At 63.0% G+C, this 21727-nt stretch carries 23 protein-coding genes; 17 read left to right on the forward strand and 6 right to left on the reverse strand.

Annotated elements, in window-relative coordinates; genetic code table 11:
* On the forward strand, window positions 1-861 hold an 861-nt coding region (locus tag EWH12_RS22365; protein ID WP_207212445.1), incomplete at its 5' end, for a TOPRIM nucleotidyl transferase/hydrolase domain-containing protein.
* Here EWH12_RS22365 and uvrA read toward each other — a convergent pair.
* Window positions 862-3780 (reverse strand): excinuclease ABC subunit UvrA, encoded by a 2919-nt coding sequence (gene uvrA, locus EWH12_RS19190; RefSeq protein WP_129927524.1) that lies wholly within the window; start codon window positions 3778-3780, stop codon window positions 862-864.
* 161 nt (window positions 3781-3941) lie between these two features.
* On the opposite strand from uvrA, the gene EWH12_RS19195 reads away from it, so the two are divergent.
* From EWH12_RS19195 to EWH12_RS19215, 4 genes are all read left to right on the forward strand, one after another.
* A complete protein-coding gene (locus EWH12_RS19195; protein ID WP_066603892.1) occupies window positions 3942-4145 on the forward strand; it encodes a hypothetical protein in 204 nt (67 codons plus the stop codon).
* Between the two features lie 44 nt (window positions 4146-4189).
* Window positions 4190-5074 carry a restriction endonuclease gene (locus tag EWH12_RS19200; RefSeq protein ID WP_201785496.1) on the forward strand — a complete coding sequence of 295 codons (885 nt, stop codon included), beginning with the start codon at window positions 4190-4192 and terminating at the stop codon, window positions 5072-5074.
* 82 nt (window positions 5075-5156) lie between these two features.
* Window positions 5157-5972, forward strand: coding sequence for a phosphotransferase (locus tag EWH12_RS19205; protein ID WP_066603886.1), 816 nt, complete (start codon window positions 5157-5159; stop codon window positions 5970-5972).
* Between the two features lie 616 nt (window positions 5973-6588).
* On the forward strand, window positions 6589-6948 hold the full coding sequence (locus tag EWH12_RS19215; protein ID WP_066603884.1) for a UrcA family protein: 360 nt from the start codon (window positions 6589-6591) through the stop codon (window positions 6946-6948).
* Between the two features lie 71 nt (window positions 6949-7019).
* Here EWH12_RS19215 and EWH12_RS19220 read toward each other — a convergent pair whose 3' ends face one another.
* Both EWH12_RS19220 and EWH12_RS19225 read right to left on the reverse strand, forming a co-directional pair.
* The gene (locus tag EWH12_RS19220) at window positions 7020-7781 is read right to left on the reverse strand and encodes an enoyl-CoA hydratase/isomerase family protein (RefSeq protein ID WP_066603877.1); all 762 of its coding nucleotides are present in this window, start codon (window positions 7779-7781) and stop codon (window positions 7020-7022) included.
* 10 nt (window positions 7782-7791) lie between these two features.
* The gene (locus EWH12_RS19225) at window positions 7792-8475 is read right to left on the reverse strand and encodes an HAD family hydrolase (protein WP_422917743.1); all 684 of its coding nucleotides are present in this window, start codon (window positions 8473-8475) and stop codon (window positions 7792-7794) included.
* Between the two features lie 160 nt (window positions 8476-8635).
* Here EWH12_RS19225 and glmU point away from each other — a divergent pair, with 160 nt between their 5' ends.
* The 7 genes from glmU (at window position 8636) to EWH12_RS19260 (ending at window position 14177) form a co-directional block, all read left to right on the forward strand.
* Window positions 8636-9931: a bifunctional UDP-N-acetylglucosamine diphosphorylase/glucosamine-1-phosphate N-acetyltransferase GlmU gene (glmU, locus tag EWH12_RS19230; RefSeq protein ID WP_242496131.1), complete on the forward strand. Its 1296-nt coding sequence runs from the start codon at window positions 8636-8638 to the stop codon at window positions 9929-9931.
* A gap of 96 nt (window positions 9932-10027) precedes the next feature.
* The gene (locus tag EWH12_RS19235) at window positions 10028-10909 is read left to right on the forward strand and encodes a metallophosphoesterase (RefSeq protein WP_242496130.1); all 882 of its coding nucleotides are present in this window, start codon (window positions 10028-10030) and stop codon (window positions 10907-10909) included.
* Window positions 10910-10948: 39 nt separating this feature from the next.
* Window positions 10949-11323 carry a ribbon-helix-helix domain-containing protein gene (locus tag EWH12_RS19240; protein ID WP_082679071.1) on the forward strand — a complete coding sequence of 125 codons (375 nt, stop codon included), beginning with the start codon at window positions 10949-10951 and terminating at the stop codon, window positions 11321-11323.
* The gene (locus EWH12_RS19245) at window positions 11320-11700 is read left to right on the forward strand and encodes a PIN domain-containing protein (RefSeq protein ID WP_066603858.1); all 381 of its coding nucleotides are present in this window, start codon (window positions 11320-11322) and stop codon (window positions 11698-11700) included. The genes EWH12_RS19240 and EWH12_RS19245 overlap by 4 nt, the downstream gene beginning before the upstream one ends.
* Before the next feature lie 15 nt (window positions 11701-11715).
* Window positions 11716-13539 carry a glutamine--fructose-6-phosphate transaminase (isomerizing) gene (gene glmS / locus EWH12_RS19250; protein ID WP_066603849.1) on the forward strand — a complete coding sequence of 608 codons (1824 nt, stop codon included), beginning with the start codon at window positions 11716-11718 and terminating at the stop codon, window positions 13537-13539.
* A 46-nt stretch (window positions 13540-13585) separates the two neighbouring features.
* Window positions 13586-13834: a type II toxin-antitoxin system HicA family toxin gene (locus EWH12_RS19255; RefSeq protein WP_129927526.1), complete on the forward strand. Its 249-nt coding sequence runs from the start codon at window positions 13586-13588 to the stop codon at window positions 13832-13834.
* Window positions 13827-14177 carry a toxin-antitoxin system HicB family antitoxin gene (locus tag EWH12_RS19260; RefSeq protein ID WP_129927527.1) on the forward strand — a complete coding sequence of 117 codons (351 nt, stop codon included), beginning with the start codon at window positions 13827-13829 and terminating at the stop codon, window positions 14175-14177. The genes EWH12_RS19255 and EWH12_RS19260 overlap by 8 nt, the downstream gene beginning before the upstream one ends.
* Before the next feature lie 12 nt (window positions 14178-14189).
* Here EWH12_RS19260 and EWH12_RS19265 read toward each other — a convergent pair whose 3' ends face one another.
* Both EWH12_RS19265 and EWH12_RS19270 read right to left on the reverse strand, forming a co-directional pair.
* A complete protein-coding gene (locus EWH12_RS19265) occupies window positions 14190-15803 on the reverse strand; it encodes a bifunctional GNAT family N-acetyltransferase/carbon-nitrogen hydrolase family protein (protein ID WP_066605523.1) in 1614 nt (537 codons plus the stop codon).
* Window positions 15804-16028: 225 nt separating this feature from the next.
* A complete protein-coding gene (locus EWH12_RS19270) occupies window positions 16029-17249 on the reverse strand; it encodes an NADP-dependent isocitrate dehydrogenase (protein WP_066603835.1) in 1221 nt (406 codons plus the stop codon).
* Between the two features lie 160 nt (window positions 17250-17409).
* Between EWH12_RS19270 and EWH12_RS19275 the strand changes: the two genes are divergently transcribed.
* Window positions 17410-18144, forward strand: a complete 735-nt coding sequence (locus tag EWH12_RS19275) for a phosphatidylserine decarboxylase (protein ID WP_066603833.1) — start codon at window positions 17410-17412, stop codon at window positions 18142-18144.
* A gap of 53 nt (window positions 18145-18197) precedes the next feature.
* Window positions 18198-18935, forward strand: coding sequence for a CDP-alcohol phosphatidyltransferase family protein (locus EWH12_RS19280; RefSeq protein ID WP_066605522.1), 738 nt, complete (start codon window positions 18198-18200; stop codon window positions 18933-18935).
* A 93-nt stretch (window positions 18936-19028) separates the two neighbouring features.
* On the opposite strand, the gene EWH12_RS19285 is transcribed toward EWH12_RS19280, so the two are convergent.
* A complete protein-coding gene (locus EWH12_RS19285; protein WP_422917744.1) occupies window positions 19029-19259 on the reverse strand; it encodes a hypothetical protein in 231 nt (76 codons plus the stop codon).
* 254 nt (window positions 19260-19513) lie between these two features.
* Between EWH12_RS19285 and rpsB the strand changes: the two genes are divergently transcribed.
* The 3 genes from rpsB to EWH12_RS19300 form a co-directional block, all read left to right on the forward strand.
* Window positions 19514-20272 (forward strand): 30S ribosomal protein S2, encoded by a 759-nt coding sequence (rpsB, locus tag EWH12_RS19290; RefSeq protein WP_066603831.1) that lies wholly within the window; start codon window positions 19514-19516, stop codon window positions 20270-20272.
* Between the two features lie 98 nt (window positions 20273-20370).
* Window positions 20371-21303: a translation elongation factor Ts gene (gene tsf / locus EWH12_RS19295; protein WP_129927528.1), complete on the forward strand. Its 933-nt coding sequence runs from the start codon at window positions 20371-20373 to the stop codon at window positions 21301-21303.
* 139 nt (window positions 21304-21442) lie between these two features.
* Window positions 21443-21727: hypothetical protein (locus tag EWH12_RS19300; RefSeq protein ID WP_129927529.1), on the forward strand; the 285-nt coding region annotated here is incomplete at its 3' end.

Genomic DNA, 21727 nt, shown 5'->3' on the forward strand with positions numbered 1-21727 from the left:
GGCATCATCGATTCTCAGAATCGAACAATAAAAATCATTCGTATAACTAGAAATGAAAATATAAATAACGTAAAAATACTTGATAATGATTATGTAAGCTCTATATCAAACGATCCTGTTGTTCGATATTCTGGAATATTTGAATCCATTTTTTATAAAAATGTGATATTTTGTGAATCAGACGCAGATTGTCAATTTTACAGAGCCGTATTGGGGTCTAAGTCCGTTTCTGGTGAAGTCGAGCCAGACGCGCTATTTATTCAAACCTCCGGTAAACACAAAATGGTTAAGCTTGCGGATATAGCAAAAGGCTTAGGTGTTCCATTTTCAATGATATTAGATATAGATGTATTGAATGATAAAAAACTGTTTCAAACATTATTTGAAACAGCAGGTGGTCGATGGGGGGATATACAGTCCCAGTGGAAAAATGTATATGATGCTATAAACGGACAAAAATCATCTCTTAGCCCAAGCCAAATTATTGCTGCAATTGAAGAAGCTTTTTCGAGATTAAGAAGTAATAAAATATCTCTTTCGCAATTTATTTCCGAAATCAAAGACTATATAAAGTCAAATTCTCCATGGGATAACGTAAAGCGAGCTGGAAGAAGTTCTTTGCCTCCCGGTCCAGTGGTAGAAAATTTTGATAGTGTATTGAAGCATTGCGGTAATTTTGGAATATGGATAGTGCCTATAGGGGAGTTGGAAGGATTTTGTAGAAGTATAACCAATAAAAAGGGCAATGAATGGATTGTAGAGTTGCTGGAAAAGAGAAATATAGAGGAATCTCCAGAATTATCTGAAGCTAGAGAGTTTGTTAGAAAGCTGTGCAACAAAGCTTCTGCAAAATTGGAATAATCACTCCGCCGCCACACTCTCCAGCCCCAGCAACGGTGCCAAATAATGCCCCGTAAATGACCGCGGCTCCTTCACCACCTTCTCCGGCGTGCCTTCCGCGACCACTTCGCCGCCCTTCACGCCGCCCTCTGGTCCCATGTCGATGATCCAGTCGGCGGTCTTGATGACGTCGAGATTATGCTCGATCACGACCACGCTGTTGCCTTGGTCGACCAGCGCGTGAAGGACTTCGAGCAGTTTGCGGACATCCTCGAAATGCAGGCCCGTCGTGGGTTCGTCCAGGATATAGAGGGTGTTGCCGGTGGCGCGACGCGACAGTTCCTTGGCGAGTTTGACGCGCTGGGCTTCGCCGCCGGACAGGGTCGTGGCCTGCTGGCCGACCTTGACATAGCCCAGGCCCACTTCGGCGAGCATCGCCATCTTGTCGCGGATCGGGGGCACGGCCTTGAAAAATTCGACCGCATCCTCGACCGTCATGTCGAGTATGTCGGCGATGCTCATCCCCTTGAACTTCACCTCCAGCGTCTCGCGATTGTAGCGCGCGCCGTGGCAGACGTCGCAGGTGACATAGACGTCGGGGAGGAAGTGCATCTCGATCTTGAGCACGCCGTCGCCCTGGCAGGCTTCGCAGCGGCCGCCCTTGACGTTGAAGCTGAAGCGGCCGGGCTTGTAGCCCCGCGCCTGGCTTTCGGGCAGGCCCGCGAACCAGTCGCGGATGTTGGTGAAGGCGCCGGTATAGGTGGCCGGGTTGGACCGCGGGGTGCGGCCGATGGGCGACTGGTCGATGTCGATCACCTTGTCGCAATGGTCGAGGCCGGTGATCTTGTCATGCGGGCCGGCGACGATGCGGGCGCCGTTGAGGGCGCGGGCCGATGCCGCATAGAGGGTATCTATGGTGAAGCTGGACTTGCCTGATCCGCTGACGCCGGTGATGCAGGTGAAGGTGCCGAGCGGGATCGACGCGGTGACGCCGGTCAGGTTGTTGGCGCGGGCGTTGTGGACGGTGAGTTTCTTGCCTGAGCCCTTGCGGCGCTTGGCGGGGACTTCGATGCGGCGGGTGCCGTTGAGATAGTCCGCGGTGACGCTGTCCTTGTGCGCCAGGATTTCCGCTAGCGTGCCCTGCGCCACGATCTGGCCGCCATGGACGCCCGCGCCTGGCCCCATGTCCACGATATAGTCGGCGTGGCGGATCGCATCCTCGTCATGCTCCACGACGATGACGCTGTTGCCGAGGTCGCGCAGGCGTTTGAGGGTAACGAGCAGCCGGTCATTGTCGCGCTGGTGCAGGCCGATCGAGGGTTCGTCGAGGACGTAGAGGACGCCCGACAGGCCGCTGCCGATCTGGCTGGCGAGGCGGATGCGCTGGGATTCGCCGCCCGAGAGCGTGCCGCTGGTGCGATCGAGGTTCAGATAGTCGAGGCCGACATTGTTGAGGAAGCCGAGGCGCTCGACGATTTCCTTGAGGATGGCGCGGGCGATCTGCTGCTGCTGGTCGTTCAGATGATCGGGCATCGCGGTGAAGAAGGCGAGCGCGTCCACCACCGAGCGGCGGGTGGAGACGGAGATGTCCTCGCCCGCGATCTTGACGGCCAGCGCTTCGGGTTTCAGGCGCGCGCCGTGGCAGGTTTCGCAGGGCATGGCGGTCTGATATTTGCTCAGTTCCTCGCGCATCCAGGCGCTTTCGGTCTGGAGCAGGCGGCGATTGAGGTTGCCGATGACGCCTTCAAACGCTTTCTTGACCTCGTAGGACTTCTTGCCGTCGATGAAGCGCAAGGTGACGGGCTTGCCGCCGGTGCCGTGGAGGATGATGAGCTTCACTTCGCCGGGCAGGTCGGTCCAGGGGGTGTCGAGCGAGAAGCCGAATTCCTTGGCGAGGGAGCCGAGCACCTGCATATAATAGGGGCTGGGCGGATTGGATTTGGCCCAGGGGACGACGGCGCCCTTCTTGATCGAGAGCGCTTCGTTGGGGACCACCAGTTCGGGGTCGAATTCCTGCCGTTCGCCCAGGCCGTCACAGGCCGGGCAGGCGCCCATGGGCGCGTTGAAGGAGAAGAGGCGCGGTTCGATGTCGGGGATGGTGAAGCCGCTGACCGGGCAGGCGAATTTTTCGGAGAAGACGATGCGGTTGGCGGGGATGCCCGCGCCCTTCATCTTCTTGTCGGCGGACTGTACTTCGTTTTCGCGGCCCGGCACGACGCCGTCGGCCAAGTCCACGAAGGCGAGGCCATCGGCGAGTTTGAGGGCCTGCTCAAAACTGTCGGCCAGTCGCGTGCCCATGTCGGGCTCCACGGCCAGGCGATCGACCACGACTTCGATGTCATGCTTGTATTTCTTGTCGAGGGCGGGCGCATCCTCGATCAGCATCATTTCGCCGTCGATGCGGACGCGGGTGTAGCCCGCCTTCTGCCATTCGGCGAGTTCCTTGCGATATTCGCCCTTGCGCCCGCGTACGACCGGGGCGAGCAGGTAGAAGCGGGTGCCTTCGGGCAGGAGGGCGACGCGGTCCACCATCTGCGACACCGTCTGCGCGCTGATGGGGAGGCCGGTCGCGGGGCTGTAGGGGATGCCGACGCGCGCCCAGAGGAGGCGCATATAGTCGTAGATTTCGGTGACCGTGGCGACCGTCGAGCGCGGGTTGCGGCTGGTCGTCTTCTGCTCGATGCTGATCGCGGGGCTGAGGCCCTCGATATGCTCGACATCGGGTTTCTGCATCATCTCCAGAAACTGGCGCGCATAGGCGGAGAGCGATTCCACATAGCGCCGCTGCCCCTCCGCATAGATGGTGTCGAAGGCGAGGCTGGATTTGCCGGAGCCGGACAGGCCGGTGATGACGATGAGGCTGTCGCGGGGCAGGTCTACGTCGACGCCCTTGAGGTTGTGCTCGCGCGCGCCGCGGACGGAGATGTGGGTGAGGCTCATGGGGCGTGTTGTTCCAGATTTGTTCTAATTGGGCAAGCGCTGGTGCGCCCTTGCGGGCGAAGATAGGGATTGGGCAGCGGCAGGGGAAGGTGGCCGGAAAGGCAAGTTTTGCTTGGCACGGCATGGCGGTCGCAACTAGGGTTGGCAGCAGCGGGGGACCAATGAGCAACAAACTCTATTATGGCAATAATCTGGACGTGGTACGCGCGTATGTGGCCAGTGAAGGCATCGATCTCGTCTGCCCGGACCCTCCGTTCCATTCCCAAGTTCATTATAATATCCTGTTCAAGTCGCCAAGCGGTGGCCAGTCCGACGCGCAGATCAAAGCGTTTGCGGATACCGGCAAGCAGGGGCGTTTGTTATGACCGATCAAACTTCACCTCTTTCCATCCCCCGTCACGAAGATTTCATGCTGCCCATACTTAAGGTGCTGGACAGCCATGGCGGATCGGCGACGAACGAGGAGATAGAGGAAGCGCTGATCGAGATGCTGGGGATGACGCCGCAGCAGATGGACGTGACCTATCCGACCTCCGGCGCGGCAGTGGTGCCCGACCGCATGTCGTGGGCGCGCAGTTACCTTAAATATCCGGGGTTGGTCGATAATCCCAAGCGCGGCATGTGGGTGTTGACCGACGACGGGCGGCAAGCCGTGTCGATGCCAGACGAGAAGGTTCGGCGGATGGTGGCCGATGCCTATAATGTGCATCAAATTGCACTGGCCGCGCGCCGGAAGGCCAAAGAGGCGGCGGCCATGGGCGATGACGCAGCGACGCCGACCCGAAACGAAGAAATCATCCTGCATGATCAGCCAACCGAGGAAGAAGAGGCAGAATGGTCCGATGCGCTGCTGAAAGTGCTTCGCACCATGCCGCCTGACGCGTTCGAACGGCTTACGCAGCGGTTGCTGCGCGAAAGCGGTTTCGTGCGGGTCGAGGTGACGGGCAAGTCGGGCGATGGCGGCATTGACGGGGCGGGCGTGCTGCGCATGAACCTCATCAGCTTTCAGGTGCTGTTCCAGTGCAAGCGCTATGCCGGATCGGTGTCTTCCCCCACCGTGCGCGATTTTCGCGGGGCGATGCAGGGGCGGGCGGATAAGGGGTTGATCATCACCACCGGCACTTTCACCACCGATGCGCGCAAGGAGGCTACACGCGACGGCGCGCCGGCCATCGACCTGATCGATGGGGAAGCGCTGTGCCAGTTGCTGAAAGAGCGGGGCCTGGGCGTGCGGGTGCGGCAGGTGATCCATGAGGAAGTCGATATCGTCAGTGACTTTTTTGCGGAAATTTGAAACGCGCAAGGCGGCCTGACGCGTTCCCGTCCACCGCAAACCCACTGGCCAATCCGGCCGGGCTAGGGCAGAGGTTGCGCCCATGAGCCTGCCCGATCCGTCCCATTTCATCGCCGCCGGGCAGAGCGCCGAGGTGTTCCGGCTGGACGGGGGGCGAGTGCTCAAGCTGTTTCATGCGGGTATCGACCCCGGCATTGTCGAGCGCGAATATGCGATGATGCAGGCGATCCAGGCGACCGACTTGCCGGTGGCGCCGGCGCTGGGGTTGAAGGAAGCGGGCGGTCGGCGCGGGATCGTCTATGGCGAGATGGCGGGGTCGGACCTGCTGGTCCATTTGCGCCAGAAACCGTGGCGTTGGCGCTGGGCGCTGGCGCAGATGGCGCGGTTGCAGCAGCATATCCAGGCGCAGCGCTTGCCGATGCTGCGCAGCCGCAAGGCGATATTGGCCGAGGATATCGAGGTGGCGCCAGTGGGCGAGAGGCTGCGCGCCGCCGCGATCGAGCGGCTGGACCAACTGATCGAGGGAGACGCGCTGTCCCATGGCGACCTGCACCCGGCCAATCTGATCGTGACGCCCGACGGACTGGCGGTGATCGACTGGTCGCGGGCGGCGCGCGCCGCAGCGCCGACGGACGTGGTGCGGACCGAGATGCTGATGCGCTTTGGTCCCGGCCAGACGGGGGGATGGTGGGAGGAGAAGATACGGGATCAGGCGGCGGCCCAGTATATCAGCCGCTATCGGGCGGTGACGGACATGGAGCCGGAGGCGCTGGCGGCGTGGCGACCGCTGGTGGCGCTGGCCTGGTTGCGGCAGCGGCTGCCGGCGCGAAACGACGCCTTTGCGCTCTATCTGGACGAGGCGCTGGCTGCCGCAGGATTGCCCGCGATCGACCAGTGAATGCTGGCTTGGCGAGGCCCGCCATGTCGTTCGTGGCGCGCTGAGGGCCGTTGGTCCGGCGCGGATGCCGCCGGGCGCTGCGCATGGGCGGATCATCGAAGCGGGGCAGATCGGGCGCGTTCACCTGCTATGGTGGGGCATCGGCAGAGCGCGGCGCCATCAGCCCCGTTAAGCGACGGTTCAGCGCCGATGGCGTCGTCTCCGCCATATAGCTTTATCCCCGATCCGGTGCCCGACAGCATCTGGATACGCCCCCGGCCTTCCCTTGCGCCGGGGGCGTTTTCGCGTCTGGCGCTGGCGGCTGGGCGATTCGTCTTTCCCCTACGGCAATATGGCGCGCGCATGTCGTTCGCATGGGCGCGGATGTCGTTCGTCGCGCCGTTCGTCCGCTTTCCTCTGTCCTTGGTCGCCGATCCTGTCGTTGGCCGATGCGGATCGCCATCGGTCGAAGCGGGCGGGCGCGGCGCACGCGGCAAGCGTAACAAGATGAGGCGAACGGGGCAGGATGCCGACCCCAAAAAGACCCTCTGGCTCCCCCCGTTCGCACCCGGTGCCCCGCACAGCCCCCCCTTTGCAGCGGTGCGCCGGTCACAACAGATTTTGAGGAGATAAGCCCATGTTCGTAGCACCCAAATTCGCCGCCGCCGTTGCGTCCCTTGCCCTGCTGGCCAGCGCCGGCGCCGCATCCGCCGAAGACTTCGTCTCCAATGGCCGCACCAGCGCCGTCTATCATGGCGACCTGGACCTGACCCAGCCGGCGCACCAGCAGCAGCTCCGCAGCCGTATCGCCCGCGCCGCCAGCCGCGTGTGCTCCTCGATGGACCTGGCCGCCGCGCAAGCGTGCAAGGTCAAGGCGGTGGCGCAGGTCCAGGCCCCCGTCAGCGCCGCCATCGCCCGCGCTGAAACCGGCGAGCGTTATGCCGATGCGGGTGGGGCGGATGCGGGCAAGGAGATGCGGCCGGTCGTGGGCAACTGATCGTCCCGCCCGCCATGCAGAAGGCCCGGTTCGCGCCGGGCCTTTTTGCGTTGGGCGACGGTAAAAGCGATTCAGAAATCCGGGCGGCGCTTGGCGCGGAAGGCGGCGACGCCTTCGGCGAAGTCGGGCAGGGTGAAGGCGTCGCGGAACAGCGCCAGCGTCGTCGCGTCGTCGTCCGCTTGTCCGTCGAGGATGCGGCGGACGATCGCCTTGGAGGACTGGACGCTGTGCCGGGCGTTGGCGGCGATGGTGCGTGCGAGGGCTTGCGCCGCGGCGAGCGGATCGGGCGCGATCTCCTCGATCAGGCCGATGGACAGGGCTTCGTCGGCGCTGTGGAGCGCGCCGGTGTAGAGGATGCGCTTCGCGCGGGCGGGGCCGACCAGGTCGACCAGCAATTTGGTGTCGAACAGCGAATAGACGATGCCGAGTTTCGCTGGCGTAATGCCGAGGCGGGCTGTGGGCGCTGCGATGCGCAGGTCGCAGGCGATGGCGAGGCCGCAGCCGCCGCCGACGCCATCGCCGTCGATCGCGGCGATCACGGGCTTTGGCGCATGGGCGAGGGCATATTGGCTGGCGCGGATCGCGGCCTGGTTGGCGACGCGCCAGTCTTCTTGCGCAGAGCAGGTCGCAAATTCGTTGATGTCCGCGCCAGCGCAGAAGAGGCCGGGGGCGGCGGAGGCGAGGATGAGGACGCGGATGGCGTCATCGGCCATCGCCTGGCCGACGAGGGCGGGCAGGGCTTCCCACATCGCCTGGGTCATGGCGTTGCGACGGTCGGGCCGATCGATCAGCAGCCGGGCGACGGGACCGTCATGCTCCAGGCGCAGGGTCATGACAGGCGCGTCATGCCGGCCAGCGCCGGAGCAGCGGGACCAGTTCTTCATAATGGTGGATGACGGCGTCGGCGTCGAGATTGTCTACAGGGCCGTCGAGGAAGCCGAAGCCGACCGCGACATTGGCGATGCCGGCATTGCGTGCGCCCGCTATGTCGTTGATCGTGTCGCCGATGAAGATGGCGCGGCCGCCGCCCGCGCGGGCGATCATTTCGCGGATCGGGGCCGGGTCGGGCTTGGCGACGCCGACCGTATCGCCGCCCACGATCGCGGCGAAGCGGTCCGACAGGCCGAGCTGGCGCATCAGCGGGATGGTGAAGCGTTCCGCCTTGTTGGTGCAGATGGCGAGCGTGACGCCGGCCTCCGCCAGCGCATCCATCGCGTCCAGCAGGCCGGGATAGGGGGCCGAGTGGATGGCGAGATTCTGCTCATAATAGTCGAGCAGGATCGGCAGGAGGGCATCTAGCATGTCCGCGGTGTAGCCGCCCGATGCGTCTAGCGCCCTGGCCAGCATAACCTTTGCGCCCTTGCCCACAAAGGGGTGGATCGCGGCGGCCGGAAAGGGCGGGCGGTCGATCGTGCCGATGGCGTAATTGACCGCGGCGGCGAGATCGCCGCTGGTGTCGATCAGGGTGCCGTCGAGGTCGAAGCCGACGATGTCGAAGGGGATGAGATCGATGGGGGGGCTGGTCATGCCGCCGCCATGCCGCGTGCGCGGTGGCAATGGCAAGGCAAACATGGCAGAGAGCGGCAAGATTCCTCCTCCTGCCAGGGACGCTTTCATCGTGACTGTACCCGACTCGTCTTCGCGCCCGCTCGCCGTCATCATCCTTGCCGCGGGGCAGGGGACGCGGATGAAATCCAGCCTGCACAAGGTGTTGCACCCCGTGGCCGGGCGGCCGATGCTGCTGCACCTGCTGGCGAGCGCGGGCGCATTGTCGCCACAGCGGCAGGTGGTGGTCGTCGGCGCGGGGCGCGAACAGGTCGAGCAGGCGGTGGCCGGCACCGGCGCGATCGTCGCGGTGCAGGAAGCGCAGTTAGGCACGGGCCATGCCGTCGCCCAGGCGCATGATGCGCTGGCGGGATTCGCGGGCGACGTGCTGATCCTTTATGGCGACGTGCCGCTGGTGAGCGCGGGCACGATGCGCGCGATGCTCGATCGGCTGAGCCGGGGCGACGAGCCGCGCGCTGTCGTGCTGGGCTTTCGCCCCGATGACGCCGCCGCATACGGCCGGATCATCGCCGATGGGCAGGGCATCATCGAGAAGATGGTGGAATTTAAGGATGCAAGCGAAGCCGAACGCGCCGTTACCTTGTGCAATAGCGGGTTGATGGCGGTGCGATCGACCGACCTTTTCGTGCTGCTCGACCAGATCGGCAACCAGAATGCCGCGGGCGAATATTATCTGCCCGACATCGTCATGCTGCCCGGTGGGACAAGCGCGGTGATCGAGACTGACGCCTGGGAAGTGGCGGGCGTGAACAGCCGGATCGAACTGGCGGGCGTGGAGGCGATGTGGCAGGCGCGGCGGCGGAACGAGGCGATGCGCGATGGCGTGACGCTGGTGGCGCCGGAAACGGTGTTCTTCGCCCATGATACCGTGCTGGGCCGGGACGTGGTGGTGGAGCCGAATGTCGTGTTCGGGCCGGGCGTGACCGTGGCGGACGATGTCGTGATCCACGCCTTTTCCCATCTGGAAGGCGCGAGCGTGGCAAGCGGCGCGGCGATCGGCCCCTATGCGCGGTTGCGGCCGGGGGCGGATATCGGCCCCAACGCCAAGGTCGGCAATTTCGTCGAGATCAAGAAGGCGCGGCTGGACGAGGGGGCGAAGGTCAACCACCTGTCCTATATCGGCGACGCCAGCGTGGGGGCGGGCGCCAATATCGGGGCGGGTACGATCACCTGCAATTATGACGGCTTCTTCAAATATAAGACGCAGATCGGCGCGGGAGCGTTCATCGGGTCCAACAGCGCGCTGGTGGCCCCGGCGACCATCGGCGCGGGCGCGATCGTAGCGGCCGGCAGCGTGGTGACGAAGCCGGTGGAGGCCGATGCGCTGTGCCTGGTGCGGCCCGCGCAGGTCGGCAAGGCGGGATGGGCCAAGCGCTTTCGGGAGCGGATGATGGCGCGGAAGAATGCAAAAGCATAAGCGGCGCTTCACCCTCACCCTTATCGGCGCATTCGCGCCTCTTTCCCTCTCCCGTCGGGAGAGGGAAGGGGCCTGCCGCCGCAGGCGGTGGAAAGGGTGAGGGCGGCTGGCGTTACGGCGCGGCATCGCCTTCGCGCCCTGCTCATCATTCTGCTCGTCCTTTCACTTGGTATCGCCATTTTCGCTTTTTGGCTGTTCCTGAACGCCAGCGCCATGCCGATCGTGCGGCGGGCGGAGGTGGCGTTGCCCTTTCCCGCCGCCGCGCCGCGCACGCCCGTCACCGTCGCGCTGCTGACCGACACGCATTTGTCGGGGCCGGACGGCAGCCGGGATCGGCTGGCGCGGATCGTGGCGCAGATCAATGGGTTGAAGCCCGACCTGATCCTGCTGGGCGGCGATTATATCGGCGATGACAAGGGGTGGGGCAGCTATGATGCGCGGGCGAGCATTGCGCCCTTCGCGGGGTTGCGCGCGCCGTTGGGCGTGGTGGCGGTGCTGGGCAATCATGACAGCCGCAGCAAGTTGAATCGCCGGGCGTTGAGCGGGCCGGACTGGCGGGCGGCGTTTGCGGGGATCGGCGTCACTCTGTTGCAGGATGGCGCGGCGCGGCGCGGGCCTTTGGCGATCGGCGGGTTGAAGGATATTTACACCCGCAAGATCGACATGCCCGGCACGCTGGCGGCGATGGATCGGGTGGGCGGCGCGCCGGTGATATTGTCGCATGGGCCGGACGTGTTCCCGCGACTGCCCGACCGGGTGTCGCTGACGCTTGTCGGCCATAGCCATTGCGGGCAGATCGCCCTGCCGTTTTTCGGCATCGTCTATGTACCGTCGAAATATGGGACGCGCTATGCGTGCGGCCGATATCGCGAGGGCAAGCGGACGATGATCGTGTCGGGCGGGGTGGGGACGAGCAGCGCGCCGGTGCGGATGCTGGCGCCGCCTGATATCTGGCTGGTGACTATCAAGCCTTTGTGAGACGATTGACTTGATATCATGATATGATATCATGGCATCATGCGTTTCCTGGCCGATATTCCCGATGAAGATGTCAAATGGCTCGACCAGATCGCGCGCGAGCAGGGCAAGTCGCGCGCGGCGGTGTTGCGGGAGGCGGTTTCCGCCTACCGTCCGCAAACATCGAAAGATTGGTTGGAGCAGGGTTTCGGCGCGTGGGCGCGGCATGGGGTGTCGGTCGATCCCGATGAATATGATCGGGCGCGGCGGGCGGAATGGACCCGCCCGTGGGATGATGATTATGATGAAGTTCGCGCCGCGTCGCCCGAATATTTCACGCAAGAGGATGACAAGGAGCGGGCGCATTATCTGGCGCTGACGAAAAAGGCGGCCGGGACGAAGGCGCCAGAAAAGGGCAAGAAGAATGGCGCATGAGCGGCTATAGTCTCGATGCCAATATCGTCATCGACGCCTTATTGAATCATGAGCCGGCGCATCGCGAAATTTTCCGCATAGCGGACAGCGGCGCGCGCATGTGGATCAGTCGCATGGCGTGGATAGAGATATTGTCGAAAGGCAATGAATCGGCTGTCCGCGACGTGTTGATGTTTCTGGGGCAGTTCGGCCTAGACGAAATCGATGACGAGATATCGCGTCGGGCGGCGGCGTTGCGCCGTGAACGGGCACGGCTCAAGTCGCCAGACGCCATCATCCTGGCCACGGCGCAATTGCGCGGCCGCGTGCTGGTGACACGAAATACAAAGGATTTCCCGGCAGAGATGCCGGGCATCCGCGTTCCCTATACACTCTGAAAGGCTTTCCGGCACATGTGCGGCATCATCGGCATCATCGGCAAGGACGACGTGGCGGAACGGCTGGTCGACGGTTTGAAGCGGCTGGAATATCGCGGCTATGACAGCGCGGGGGTGGCCACCATCCATGACGGCGCGATCGAGCGGCGGCGGGCCGAGGGCAAGTTGGCGAATTTGGTGCGCGAATTGCGCGACGAGCCGCTGCCCGGCACCACCGGCATCGCGCATACGCGCTGGGCGACGCATGGCGCGCCGACCACCAGCAACGCGCATCCCCATGCGACCAGCGAAGTGGCGCTGGTCCACAATGGCATCATCGAGAATTTCAAGCCGCTGCGCGCGGAATTGATGGCGCGGGGGCGGCATTTCGACAGTCAGACCGATACCGAGGTCGTCGCCCATCTGGTGAGCGAACTGGTGGAGCAGGGCGCGTCGCCGCGAGAGGCGGTAGCGCAGATATTGCCACGGCTGCATGGCGCGTTCGCGCTGGCGATCGCGTTCCGCAGCCATCCCGACATGCTGATCGGGGCGCGGCTGGGGTCGCCTTTGGTCGTGGGCTATGGCGATGGGGAAACCTATCTGGGGTCGGACGCGCTGGCGCTGGCGCCGCTGACGCAGCGCATCGCCTATCTGGAAGAGGGCGACTGGGTCGTCATTACCGCCGACGGGGCCGAAATCTTCGACAAGGACAACCAGCCGGTCGAGCGGCCGGTGACGATTTCCGGCGTGTCCGGCGCGATGATCGACAAGGGCAATCATCGCCACTTCATGCAGAAGGAGATTTACGAGCAGCCGGTGGTCGTCGCCCAGACGCTGCGCTCCTATCTGCGCCGGATGGAGAATGAGATCGCCATGCCGGACATGGAGTTCGACCTGGGCGCGGTGAAGCGGATCACCATCGTCGCATGCGGCACGAGCTATTATGCCGGGCTGGTGGCGAAATATTGGTTCGAGAAATTCGCCCGCGTGCCGGTCGACATCGATGTGGCGAGCGAGTTTCGCTATCGCGACCCGGTGCTGGAGGCGGGCGGGCTGGCGCTGTTCATCAGCCAGTCGGGCGAGACGGCCGATACGCTGGCGGCGTTGCGCCACGCCAAGGCGGAGGGGCAGATCATCGCGGTGGTGGTGAATGTGCCGACCAGTTCGATGGCGCGGGAAGCGGACCTGTTGCTGCCGACCCATGCCGGGCCGGAAATCGGCGTGGCGTCGACCAAGGCGTTTACGTGCCAGTTGGCGGTGCTGGCGGCGCTGGCGGCCAATCTGGCGCGGGCCAAGGGGAAGCTGACGACGGAAGAAGAGGCCGAGATCGTCTGGCATTTGTCGGAAGCGCCGGCCGCGCTCAACGAGGCGCTGAGCCGCGACGGGCAGATCGAGGCGATGGCGCACCTGATCGCGCCAGCGCGCGACGTGCTGTATCTGGGGCGCGGGCCGGATTATCCGATGGCGCTGGAAGGGGCGCTGAAGCTCAAGGAAATCAGCTATATCCATGCCGAGGGCTATGCCGCGGGCGAGATGAAACATGGGCCGATCGCGCTGATCGACGAACTGGTGCCGGTGATCGTGATCGCGCCGAGCGGGCCTTTGTTCGAGAAGACCGTCAGCAATATGCAGGAAGTGCAGGCGCGCGGCGGCAAGGTGGTGCTGATTTCCGACGCGGAAGGGATCGCGGCGGCGGGCGATGGCTGCATGGCGACGATCGAGATGCCCAAGGTGCATCCGCTGATCGCGCCGCTGGTCTATGCGGTGCCGGTGCAGTTGCTGGCCTATCATGTGGCGGTGGCGAAGGGGACGGATGTGGATCAGCCGCGCAATCTGGCGAAGTCGGTGACGGTGGAGTGAGGGTCTAATCCTTGCCATTTGACACCATATACGGTATCAATATGCGATGACCAAGGCGGACAAGCTGGTGGACCGGATGGCGCACAATCCCGCCGGGGATTGGACGGTATCGGATATTCAGACGCTGTGCGCGCGACTGGGTTGGACGTGCCTGCCGCCGACAGGAGGTGGGTCGCATTGGAAAGTGGCGGTGCCGGGCAGTGATACGATCCTGACCATTCCGGCCAAGCGCCCGATCAAACCGGTCTATATTCGTAAGCTGATGGCGTTTGTGAAGGATGGAAAGCATGACTAAAGCAAAGGCGCAGCAGGCCGATTATGCGATCATGGTCGAACCATTGTCGGATGCGGATGGCGGCGGCTGGCTGGCGACCGTTCCAGCGCTGCCCGGTTGCATGGGTGATGGCGAGACGCCGGAGGCTGCGCTGGCGGATGCGGCGGCGGCGATTGCCGAATGGCACGCCGCAGCAGAGGCGCTGGGGCGTCAGGTTCCCGGCCCGGCCGCGCTGGGCCAATGGCGGCAGCGCGTGCCACGATCGCTGCATGAAAAGCTGAAATTCGTGGCGGCGCGTGAGGGCGTTTCGTTGAACGCCTATGTCGCCAATGTGCTGGCCGAGAGTATCGGCCGGGCGGGGTAAGCCGCCAGGCCCTCACCCGCCGCCCGGCGAATTATGCCCGCCGGCTGGCACGGGGCCGCCGCTGGGGGCGTGGCTGTGGTCGGGGTTGCTGTCCCATTCGATATGATAAAGGTCGAAACGACGGTCGCGCAGGTTGCGCACGGTGCCTTCGGCGCGCGCCCAGCTGAGGTCAGCCAGGTTGACGTCCGCCATGGTGAGCGTTTCCACATTTTCCGTTGATTCCGCCGCGATGCCGTCGCGGGCGAAGGGCAGGTCGCAGGGGGTCAGGATGGCGCTTTGGGCATATTGGATGTCCATATTATCGACGTTCGGCAGATTGCCGACATTGCCGGACATGACGACATAGCATTGGTTCTCGATCGCACGCGCCTGCGCGCAATAGCGCACGCGCATGTAGCCCAGGCGCGAGTCGGTGCAGAAGGGGACGAAGATGATGCGCGCGCCCTGATCGACCAGGCGGCGGGCGAGTTCGGGAAATTCGCTGTCGTAGCAGATGAGGACGCCGATCGGGCCGCAGTCGGTCTGGATCACGTCCAGCGAATCGCCGCCCTTGATGTTCCACCAAAAGGCTTCGTTGGGGGTCGGGTGGATTTTTTCCTGGGTATGGACGGAGCCGTCGCGCAGCGCGACATAGGCAATATTCTGGATGTCGCCATCGTCGGCGCGGGTCGGGTGGGAGCCGCCGATGATGTTGATATTATATTCCAGCGCCATCCGCGTCAGTTCCTTGGTCAGGCGCGGGGTGTAGCCGGTGAGCTTGTCGATCGCTTCCATGGGGTTGAGCTTCTTCGTTTCGAACGAGAGTAGCGGCAGGGTGAACAGTTCGGGGAAGACGATGAAGTCGGAGCGATAATCGGCCGCGACGTCGACGAAATATTCGATGTTGCGGATAAATTCGTCGAAATCCTGCACCGCGCGCGCCTGAAGCTGGCAGGTGGCGAGGCGGACGCTTTCGACCCCGCGCGGCACGCGCATTTCGGGCGCTTCGTCGGGGTCGACATAGGGATTGCGCCAGACCAGATGGGCGGCATGGCCGTCCGACTGCTTGTCTTCGGGCAGATAGTTTTCGAGGACGCCTAGCGGCTCGAACTGGTTCTTGAGCTGGAAGCTGACCACCTGGTCGCGGATCTTGCCCTGGACGACCTTGTCCAGATAATCCTTCGGCCCTTCCACCTTGCGCTTGGTGCGCAGATAGCCGGGCATGCGGCCGGCGATGACGATGCCGTGCAGGTCGAGATGTTCGGCCAGTTCCTTGCGCTCGTCATAGAGGCGCTGGCCGATGCGCAGGCCGCGCAGTTTGGGATCGACCGCCATTTCATAGCCGTAGAGCCATTCGCCCGCCGCGCTGTGGCGGGTGCCGAAGCCGTTGGCGGTGATCTCTTCCCAGTCATGATGGGCAAAGGCCATGCCCTTGCTGACGCGCATGGTTGCGCAATAGCCCACGACCTTATTGTCGTAGAGCGCGACGAAACAGCCGTCGGGGAAATTGTTGATCTGGCCCCGGACGGTGGCGGGGGAATAATTGGGCATTCCCGGATAGACGCGGGCGATCAGCCGAATGATCGCGCGCACGTCGGTCGGGACGGCCGTGCGGACCTCCAGGCGTTTGCGGGTTGCTGTCGTCATCATCTATCTCCGTTCACCCTGCGTGGGGGCTGAGCTTGTCGAAGACCCGTATCGAAGGGTCGTGCATGAATGTCCTTCGATACGCCATTTCGACTTCGCTCAGTGGCGCCTCAGGACGAACGGCTTGGGAGTTAGCCGCCAAAAGAAAAGGCGGCGCCGGGTGTCCGGCGCCGCCTCGTTCCGTTTCCGTATTGAACTGCGCAGAGGCGGTTCAGTTCCAGACTTTTAGGCCCAGCTGCCCATTTCCTTTTCCAGGTTGACGCGAATCTGTTCGAAGAACTGCTCCGTGGTCATCCAGGCCTGATCGGGGCCGATCAGCAGCGCCAGATCCTTGGTCATGGCGCCGTCCTCGACGGTCTTGATGCAGACGCGCTCCAGGGTTTCGGCGAACTTGGTGACTTCGGGCGTGCCGTCGAACTTGCCCCGGAAGGCCAGCCCTTGAGTCCAGGCGAAAATCGACGCGATCGGATTGGTCGAGGTCGCCTTGCCCTGCTGATGCTGGCGATAGTGGCGGGTGACGGTGCCGTGGGCGGCTTCGGCTTCGACGGTCTTGCCGTCGGGCGAGAGCAGAACCGAAGTCATGAGGCCGAGCGAGCCGAAGCCCTGCGCGACGGTGTCCGACTGAACGTCGCCGTCGTAATTCTTGCAGGCCCAGACGAACTTGCCGCTCCACTTGAGCGCGGAGGCGACCATGTCGTCGATCAGGCGATGTTCGTAGACGATGCCCGCCGCCTTGAACTGGTCGGCGAATTCTTCGTCGAACACCTGCTGGAACAGATCCTTGAAGCGGCCGTCATAGGCCTTGAGGATCGTGTTCTTGGTCGACAGATAGAGCGGCCATTTGCGGTCGAGCGCATAGTTCATGCTCGCCTTGGCGAAATCGATGATCGACTGGTCGAGATTATACATGCCCATGGCGACGCCGGCGGACGGGAAATCGAAGACTTCCTTGTCGATCTTCTGACCATCTTCGCCGTCCCACACCAGGCGCAGCTTGCCGGGGCCGGGGACCAGGAAGTCGGTCGCCTTATACTGGTCGCCGAACGCATGGCGGCCCACGACGATCGGGTCGGTCCAGCCGGGGACCAAGCGGGGGACGTTGCGGATGACAATGGGTTCGCGGAATACGACGCCGCCCAGGATGTTGCGGATTGTGCCGTTGGGCGACTTCCACATCGATTTGAGGTTGAATTCCTCGACCCGCTGCTCGTCGGGGGTGATGGTGGCGCACTTCACGCCGACGCCATATTGCTTGATCGCGTTGGCGGAATCGATCGTGATCTGGTCGTTGGTTTCGTCACGCTTCTGGACGGACAGGTCGTAATATTTCAGGTCGATGTCGAGATAGGGGAGGATCAGGCGCTCGCGAATCCATTCCCAGATGATCCGGGTCATTTCGTCGCCGTCAATTTCAACGACGGGGTTTTTCACCTTGATCTTGGCCATAGCGCCTGTTCGCCTTCTTGCTGCTGGGTGGAATATGGGGACGCCCTAGGCAAAGCGGCGGCAATGTTCAACCATTGGCGGCCATGAATCTGCCCCATGGGGAGCCTTGGCCGGGATCGGTCGTTGTCAGGGGGACGCTCTCTCCCTAAAGACGGTGGCCATGGACAATGATGAGATTACGATTGCCGCGGGCGGCAATGTCAAATGGCGCTTTCCTTCGGTTCACCCGGAGGGCATGAAATTCGGCCTGATCGCGGTCGCGATCACCGGCGTCCTGTTCCTGCTGGGATGGGAGATTGTCGGCTGGCTGATGCTGATCGTGACGATCTGGGTCTTCGCCTTCTTCCGCGATCCCGTCCGCGCCGTGCCGCAGGACGAAGGAGCGATCATCGCGCCTGCCGATGGCCTTGTGACGTTGATCCAGCGGGTGCCGCCGCCGCGCGAAATGGCGGGGCCTAACGGGCTGGGCGACCAGCCGATGATCCGCGTGTCGATCTTCATGAGCGTGTTCGACGTCCATATCAATCGCACGCCCATTGGCGGGACGATCAAGTCTGTCGTCTATATTTCGGGCAAGTTCCTGAACGCGGACCTCGACAAGGCGAGCGAAGATAATGAGCGCCAGCATATATTGGTCGAACGGCATGACGGCGTGCGCATCGGCTTCACCCAGATTGCGGGACTGGTCGCGCGGCGGATCGTGCCGTTCGTGAAGCCCGGCGACATGGTCGCGGCGGGGCAGCGCATCGGCCTTATCCGCTTTGGCAGCCGGGTCGATGTGTATCTGCCCGCCGGCGCGGCGCCGCGCGTGATCCTGGGCCAGCGCACGGTCGCGGGCGAGACGATCCTGGGTCAGATGGGCGACGCGCGCGTTATTGCAGGCATCCAGCAATGAGCCGCCAGCGGCGCGCCGTGCCGCGCGGGTTGCGCCGGGGCATCACCTTGCGGATGCTGGCGCCCAATGCGGTCACGGCGATGGCGCTGTGCTTCGGCCTGACAGGGGTGCGCTACGGGATTTCGGGCGAGTGGGAGCGGGCGGTGCTGTCCATCCTGTTTGCAGGCGTGCTCGACGGGTTGGATGGGCGGATCGCGCGCATGTTGCGCGGCGAGAGCCGGTTTGGCGCGGAACTGGATTCGCTGTCCGATTCGATCGCGTTCGGCGTTGCGCCGGCGCTGATCCTCTATCTCTGGTCGCTCTATGCCATGCCGAAATTCGGCTGGATCTTCGCTTTGGCCCATGCGCTGTCCTGCGCGTTGCGGCTGGCGCGGTTCAATGCCGCCATCGATGCGGACGAGCAGCCGCACAAGTCGGCGGGCTTCCTGACCGGGGTGCCGGCGCCGGCGGGAGCGGGGCTGGCCTTCGTGCCGCTTTATCTGTGGCTGGTGACGGGGCAGGAAATTTTCCGCGCCTGGTATCTGGTCGCACCCTGGGCGGCGTTCATCGCCTTCCTGATGATCTCCAACATCGCGACCTATAGCTGGTCGGCGCTGCGGCTGCGCAAACGCATCCGGCTGGAGGTCATCGCCTTTGCCGGATTGCTGGCGGCGCTGCTGGTGACCGATCCCTGGCTAACCTTGCTGCTGGTCTGCGGCGTCTATGTCGCGCTGATCCCGTTCGGGATCATATCCTATGCCAAGGTGAAGCGGCAGCGGGAGAGCGCCAAGGCCGTCCCGCCGACAGCATGAAATGTGGCGAAGCACCGCGTCTTGCAGCAGAAAGAGGTTTCGACAGGCTCATCCGAACGCATTTGGGATGTGCCTGGAAATGCGTCCGGCTATTCAGGCGGCCATGGCGCCAAGCGGCAGCGCGGTTCGGCGTGTCGGCTGCGCGGCGCGGGGGCGGGGGCGGCGGATGCGCAGATGATAGACCGGCGGATTATGAGGGATTGGCTCGAACTGGAGCGCGGCCACCATCTTGTCATGATAATGGGCGAACATCCACATGATGGTGCCCATGGCCAGAAGGAAGGCGGCGGAGAACAGGGTCGCTGCAATTAGAGTGAACATCATCCATCACTTTCCATCTTGCCATTTGCACGGCATGTCCCATTATGACGGTTCTAACGGGCGTTAACCCTATTTGTTCCGTATGTTCTCCTTATGTTCCATTTGCGGGGCGTCGTCAACCCTTGCAATTGCTTTTTTTCGCGTCTAAAGGCGCGACCATTCCACATGGGAATCGACATATCCGGTGCCGGAGACGCCTTTCAGGCTGTTCCCCGTGTTCCTGATTCCCAGAGGTCAAACCGGAAGGAGAAACTATTATGGCGGCCCCTGTCGTCACCATGCACCAATTGATCGAGGCTGGCGCCCATTTCGGCCACCAGACCCATCGCTGGAACCCGCGCATGAAGCCGTATATCTTCGGCGAGCGCAACGGCATCCACATCCTTGACCTGTCGCAGACCGTTCCGCTGTTCGGTCGCGCGCTCGACTTCGTATCGGGCACCGTCGCCGCCGGCGGCAAGGTGCTGTTCGTGGGCACCAAGCGCCAGGCGCAGGATCCGATCGCAGACGCCGCGCGCAAGTCGGGCCAGCATTTCGTCAACCATCGCTGGCTGGGCGGGATGCTCACCAACTGGAAGACGATTTCGGGTTCGATCAAGCGTCTCAAGACCCTTGAGGAAAAGCTGTCGGGCGATACCCACGGCTTCACCAAGAAGGAAGTGCTCCAGATGACTCGCGAGCGCGAGAAGCTGGAAATGTCGCTGGGCGGCATCCGCGACATGAACGGCATCCCCGATGTCATGTTCGTGATCGACGCGAACAAGGAAGAACTGGCGATCAAGGAAGCCAACACGCTGGGTATCCCGGTCGTTGCGATCCTCGATTCGAACGTCTCGCCCGACGGCATCGCCTTCCCGGTGCCCGCCAACGATGACGCCAGCCGCGCCATCCGCCTCTATTGCGACGCCATCGCCGCCGCCGCCACCAAGGGCAACCGTGGCGCGCAGCAGGCTTCGGGCGTGGACATGGGCGCCATGGACGAGCCGATGGCCGAAGAAGTCGTCGCTGAAGCCTAAGCGCGTCGCACGACTGCAAGAATGACAGGGTAGGGCGCGCTCTTTGTGGAGACGCGCCCTCCCGCATATTTGAAACATCGAACTTTAGGAGCCGAAACATGGCCGAGATTACCGCTGCCGCCGTCAAGGAACTGCGCGACCGTTCGGGCGCGGGCATGATGGATTGCAAGAAGGCGCTGACCGAAGCCGGTGGCGACATCGAAGCGGCGACCGACTGGCTGCGCGCCAAGGGCCTGGCCGCCGCGCAGAAGAAGTCGAGTCGCACTGCCGCCGAAGGCCTGGTCGGCGTCGCCGTTTCGGGCACCAAGGGCGTCGCCGTCGAAGTGAACAGCGAAACCGACTTCGTCGCCAAGAACGACCAGTTCCAGGATTTCGTGCGCACCGTGTCGGCGATCGCGCTGGAAAACGGCGCGACCGATGCCGAAGCGCTGGCCGCCGCAGCCTATCCGTCGGGCGGCACCGTCGCTGAAAAGCTGGTCGCCAACATCGCCACCATCGGCGAGAACCAGAATGTCCGCCGCGTCGCGCAGGTCGAAGTGAGCCAGGGCGTCGTCGTCTCCTATGTCCACAACGCCGCGGCGCCGGGCCTGGGCAAGATCGGCGTGCTGGTCGCGCTGGAAGGCGATGCGCCTGCCGATGTGCTGGAGCCGCTGGGCAAGCAGTTGGCCATGCACATCGCCGCCGCGTTCCCGCTGGCCCTGTCGGCCGACGACATCGATCCGGCGATCATCGAACGCGAAGCCGCGATCGCGCGTGAAAAAAATGCCGACAAGATCGCCGGCAAGTCCGAAGAGATCGCCGCCAAGATCATCAACGGCCCGGTCGAAAAGTTCCGCAAGGACAGCGCGCTGCTGACGCAGGCGTTCGTGATGGACGGCAAGACCCCGGTGCAGGACGTGATCGCCGCAGCCGCCAAGGAAGCCGGCAAGTCGATCGCGCTCAAGAGCTACGTGCGCTTCCAGCTCGGCGAAGGCATCGAGAAGGAAGTCAGCGATTTCGCAGCGGAAGTCGCGGCGGCCGCCGGCGTCTGATCGCGAGACAGACCATAGGTCAAAGGAAGGGGCGTCCTGCGGGGCGCCCTTTTTTTTGTTGGCGTTATCATGCAAGACATATCTAACTCCATTAAAGGTGCTAGCGATGCCCTTCGATCGATTTTGGAGCCTCTGGGACATGATAGTTGAACTGGCGGGAGGCGATACTTTCTCGCCGCTACACAATATAATTGCGATGGCGACTCATTTTAATGAGTTTTCTCAGAGGAATCCGTTCGGAAAGCACGCTTTTCCGGATGAAAGCCGAAGCATTACAATAAAAAATCTGGAAACCCTGAGGACGGTTTCCGACGCACTGAACTTCAAGGCGTCTTTGGCATCTATAGATTCAGCGATTGTGCAACTGAAGGGTCAAGTTTCAGGATCTCTTACTCCAGATGATTTTAACGACTGGGACGAAGCG

Origin of the sequence: Sphingobium cupriresistens (genome assembly GCF_004152865.1) — a bacterium.
GTDB lineage: Bacteria > Pseudomonadota > Alphaproteobacteria > Sphingomonadales > Sphingomonadaceae > Sphingobium > Sphingobium cupriresistens.